This is a genomic window from Streptomyces himastatinicus ATCC 53653, assembly GCF_000158915.1.
Taxonomy (GTDB): Bacteria; Actinomycetota; Actinomycetes; order Streptomycetales; family Streptomycetaceae; genus Streptomyces; species Streptomyces himastatinicus.
On the sequence record NZ_GG657754.1, the window covers coordinates 7,544,171 to 7,548,640 of the forward strand.

Genomic DNA, 4,470 nt, shown 5'->3' on the forward strand with positions numbered 1-4,470 from the left:
TTGACGCCTGGCCCAGCTCGTCCGCGCGGGCGTACGACACCCGGCGGGAGTTGCGCACCCACGCCTCGGCGACCCCGATCCGCGGCGGGTCGTACGCGTCGAACACCCTGCGCCACTCGCGGAAGATCCCGTGTACCTCGTCCCGGTCCCACAGCGGATGGCTGCCGTCCTCCGGCAGGTCCTCCGGCTCGTAGCCGGGCACGTCGCCGATGTCGCGCAGCGGCTCGGCCAGGTCCTTGGCCAGCCCGTGCGCGACGTCCACCCGGAAACCGGCCACGCCCCGGTCGGACCAGAAGCGCAGCGTGGTGAGGAAGTCGGCGCGGACCTCCGGGTGGTCCCAGTTGAGGTCGGGCTGTTCGGGGGCGAAGAGGTGGAGGTACCACTGCCCGTCCGGCAGCCGGGACCACGCGGGGCCGCCGAAGCACGAGACCCAGTCGGTGGGCGGCAGCCCGCCGCCCACCCCGCGCCCCTCGCGGAAGACGTACCGCTCACGGGCCGGGGCGCCGGGGGCCGAGCGCAGGGCCTCCTGGAACCAGGCGTGGTCGTTCGAGGTGTGGTTGGGGACGATGCCCACCATCACCTTGAGCCCGAGCCGGTCGGCCTCCGCGACCAGCCGGTCGAAGTCGTCGAGGGTGCCGAGCCGCGGATCGACGTCGCGGTAGTCGGCCACGTCGTAGCCGCCGTCGGCGAGCGCGGACGGATAGAAGGGACTCAGCCAGACGGCGTCCACGCCGAGCCCGGCGAGGTACGGCAGCCGACCGGTGATGCCCGGCAGATCGCCAATCCCGTCGGCGCCGGAGTCGGCGAAGCTGCGGGGGTAGATCTGATAGATGACGGCCTGCCGCCACCAGTCGCTGTTCACGGGGTCGTCGCTCACGGTGTCCTCGCCATGGAAGGAGGGGGTCCAGCCGTCCAGGCAGTGTCCCCGGGCGCGCCGCGGTCTGTCGAGAGGGCAAGATCGCCCGCCGGAGCCGCCCCGGCGTGCGTGCTTCTGTGCCACGATCGGCTCTTCCGGGGCGCCGAGCCCTGGATGCCCTGCGAGGGCGTGTCCATGGTCGACGAGCACTCGACAGCGGACCGGGACCGTACGGCGACGACCGACTTCGTCTGAGCCGCCCCGCTCGGGCCGGTACCATGGTCACTACGGCGGACGAGCCGGCCGGGCGGTCGCGTCGGGGTCCTTCGGGGCCCCGCCGAGGAACGTCCGGGCTCCACACGGCAGGGTGGTGGGTAACGCCCACCCGGGGTGACCCGCGGGACAGTGCCACAGAAAACAGACCGCCGGGGCCGCAAGGCGCCCGGTAAGGGTGAAACGGTGGTGTAAGAGACCACCAGTGCCCAGGGTGACCTGGGCAGCTAGGTAAACCCCACCCGGAGCAAGGTCAAAAGGAGCCACCGCAAGGCGGCTCTGCGCGGATGATCGAGGGCTGCCCGCCCGAGTCCGCGGGTAGACCGCACGAGGCCGGCGGCAACGTCGGCCCTAGATGGATGGCCGCCTCCCCGCGGGCCGCAAGGCCCACGGGAGACAGAACCCGGCGTACAGGCCGACTCGTCCGCCGCCCACGCTCCCTATCCGGTCAAAGCGTGTAGGGAGCACATCTACTGCACGTTCGCCAGCGGCCGGGACGGGCGTTTCGTCGTGTCAAGGAAGCGCGACGGCCCCACCTAAATGGGGCCGATCGGGCGTACTGGCGGAGCCGACCGGCGGTACCGTTCTGAGTGTCAGCACAGAACGGGAGTCGCGCCTGCATTGGCGGATTCCGGCGAGCCCTGACAGGGGCCTGACGACCGACCCTCACCTGCTGCGCCTGGCGATGGCCCGGGCGGTCGCCGCCGAGGAGGCGGTGGGCCGGTGACGATCCAGATCTGCGCTCGCTGTCAGCGGCCGACGGGCAGGCCGGTCGTCGTCGCGATCGGGTACGGCGCGAGTGCCGGTGGTGGCGTCGTCTACGCCTGCCCGGGCGAATGCGCCGCGAGCTTCCCGAAGCAGCGCGACCCGTTCGAGCAGACCTCCCTGGCCCGCGACGTCCCCGTCAGGGCGTAGCGATGACGGCCCGCCCGAGCCGACAGCATGGAGCCGGGTCGGGGCCGGCGCGGACGGGATCGGCCGTGGAGAGCGGTCTTCGGACACGTCAGATGGTGGGGTCCTGATAGCTGAAGCCGCTCCAGGAGGTGGTGCCGCCGAGGGTGGTGACCGTGATGGTGATGTTGTCGGCGGAAGTGTGGGGCGGGGCGATGGCGGTGACCGTGGTGTCGGAGACGACGGTGAAGGGAGCGAAGACACCGTCGAAGGTGACCTGGTGCGTGGTGGCCAGGCCGGTGCCCGTGAGGGTGACGTCGGTGCCCCCGGCGGTGCGTCCGGTGGTGGGGACCACACCGGACACGGTGGGTCCCGCTACGTAGGTGAAGGTGAGACCGCCCGCGGTTCCGCCGGGGGTGACGACGGTGACCGGTACGGGGCCGGGGGAGGAGGCGCTGGGGACCGTGACGGTGATCGCGGTGTCGGTGACGGACTGGATGACGGCCTGACGGGAGCCGAAGCGCACGGCCGTGGCGCCCGAGAGGTTGACTCCGGTGATGACCGCGGTGCCTCCACCGGTGACCGGACCCATGGCGGGTCCTGCCCCTCCATAGGGGTTGCTGGTGGTGCTGATGCCGGACAGCAGCGGAGCGGGGCGGTAGACGAAGGTGCCGAATCCGCCGGTGCCGCCGGGGGTGGTGACCGTCACCGGGACCGCGCCCGATCCGGGCGGGGTTCTGACGGTGACCGAGGTCGCGGTGTTGGAGAGGATCGTGGCCGCGGCGCCGCCGAAGTGCACCGCGGTGGCCGCTGCCAGGTTGTGGCCGCGGATGGTCACGATGGTCCCGCCCGCGGTGGAGCCCTGACCGGGCATCAGGGTCAGTGCGATCACGCTGACGGTGTTGTCGGCGCTGTTGGTGACGTACAGGCGGGACGCGTCCGGGGAGACCGCGACGCCGATCGGGCTGTTGCCCACCGGGATGCTGTCGACGGCGGTGTTGGTGGCGGTGTCGATCACCGTGACGGTGTTGGCGCTGAGATCGGCCACGTAGACGGCGGTCCCGTCCGGGCTCATGGCCACCATACGAGGGCCGTTGCCCACGGGGATGGCGGCGGTCACCGTGTTGGTCGCGGTGTCGATCACCTTGACGGCGTTCTCCCCGGCGACGCTGACGTAGGCGCGGGTGCCGTCCGGTGTGAGGGCGACGAGGATGGGCACGTCACCGGTGAGGATGCTCGCGCTGACGGTGTTGGTGGCGGTGTCGATCACGGCCACGGTGCCGTCGCCGGCGTTGGGCACGTAGACCCGGGCGCCGTCCGGGGAGACCGCTGCCCCGGTTGGAAGGCTGAGACCGGTGATGGGGGTGGTGACCGAGTTCGTGGTGGTGTCGATGACGCTGACGACACCGGCGGTCTGGCATGTGACGTAGGCGCGGGTGCCGTCCGGTGTAAGGGCGCACTGGACGGCTCCGGCACCGACCGGGATGGTTGTCGTGAGGACGTTGGTGGCGGTGTCGATCACACCGACGCTGCCGGTGTCGAACAGGGTCACATACGCGCGGGTGCCGTCCGGCGAGAAGGACAGCAGACGCGGTCCACCCGGTGCGGCGATGGTCACCGTGACGGTGTTGGTGGCGGTGTCGATGACGCTGATGTCGTCCGAGGACTGGTTCGCGACGTACGCCCGTCCCCCGTCCGGGGTCAGCGTCACTCCCAACGGCGAGCCGCCGACCGGGATGGTGGCAACGGAAGGCGTCAGCAGCAGGGTGCTTCGCCGTGAGACGGTGTCGGTTGCCGACAGGGTCTGGGGATCGGCCAAGAGCAACATCATGGGGTCCTCTCCGAGGGCATGTCTGCCGAGAAGTCCGGCCCCGGGCGAAGAACGCGAGCCCAGGGCACCCCGCCGGTTCTCCTGCTCACAGTGATGCACAGCGTCGAACGGGTGACAATCGCCGACCGGGCGACACCAACCGGACAGCCGAGCGCACGACATTCCCCCGTACCGTCCCTGTGGACCGTCGTCGGGCGCCGTCGCGCCGGAGCGGATTGCGTGCGCCGCTCATCCGCAATGCGCCCGTCGGCGCCTCCACGCCGCCACCGCGGCTTCAGGCGGCCAGCCGGTCCACCACCGCCTGGTAGTGGGCCAGGCCGTGGGCGATGTGTTGCTGGGCGCTCTCCCGGGCCGTCCTGCCGTAGGTGCCCGGGCGGTCGCGCACGCCGTGGGTCAGCATGAGGTCGACCAGGCCGACGAGGTAGTCGGCGGAGAGCTCACGCTCGTAGTAGCCGGTGGAGCCGAGCATGGCGTCCAGGGGATGGTCGTACGGGGCGCCAGTGGCCAGCAGGAAGCGGACCTGGTTCTGGAGCACGCGCAGCAAATCCTCGTCGCGGTACGGCAGCCGGGAGACGAGTGAGTCCACGCGCGTGTCGGCGAGTTCGCGGCTGACGGCGCC

4 protein-coding genes and 1 other RNA gene are annotated in these 4,470 nt (G+C 71.3%); 2 read left to right on the top strand and 3 right to left on the bottom strand.

Annotation, left to right across the window (positions count from 1 at the left end):
- On the bottom strand, positions 1-877 hold an 877-nt coding region (locus SSOG_RS31985; RefSeq protein ID WP_245606421.1), incomplete at its 3' end, for an alpha-amylase family glycosyl hydrolase.
- A gap of 274 nt (positions 878-1,151) precedes the next feature.
- Between SSOG_RS31985 and rnpB the strand changes: the two genes are divergently transcribed.
- An RNA gene (gene rnpB, locus SSOG_RS47425) (RNase P RNA component class A) lies at positions 1,152-1,556 on the top strand.
- Between the two features lie 296 nt (positions 1,557-1,852).
- Entirely contained in the window at positions 1,853-2,044 is a 192-nt protein-coding gene (locus SSOG_RS31990; protein WP_009718409.1) for a hypothetical protein, read from the top strand.
- 88 nt (positions 2,045-2,132) lie between these two features.
- On the opposite strand, the gene SSOG_RS31995 is transcribed toward SSOG_RS31990, so the two are convergent.
- Entirely contained in the window at positions 2,133-3,848 is a 1,716-nt protein-coding gene (locus SSOG_RS31995) for an IPT/TIG domain-containing protein (protein WP_106516491.1), read from the bottom strand.
- A 277-nt stretch (positions 3,849-4,125) separates the two neighbouring features.
- On the bottom strand, positions 4,126-4,470 hold a 345-nt coding region (locus SSOG_RS32000), incomplete at its 5' end, for a hypothetical protein (protein WP_039939178.1).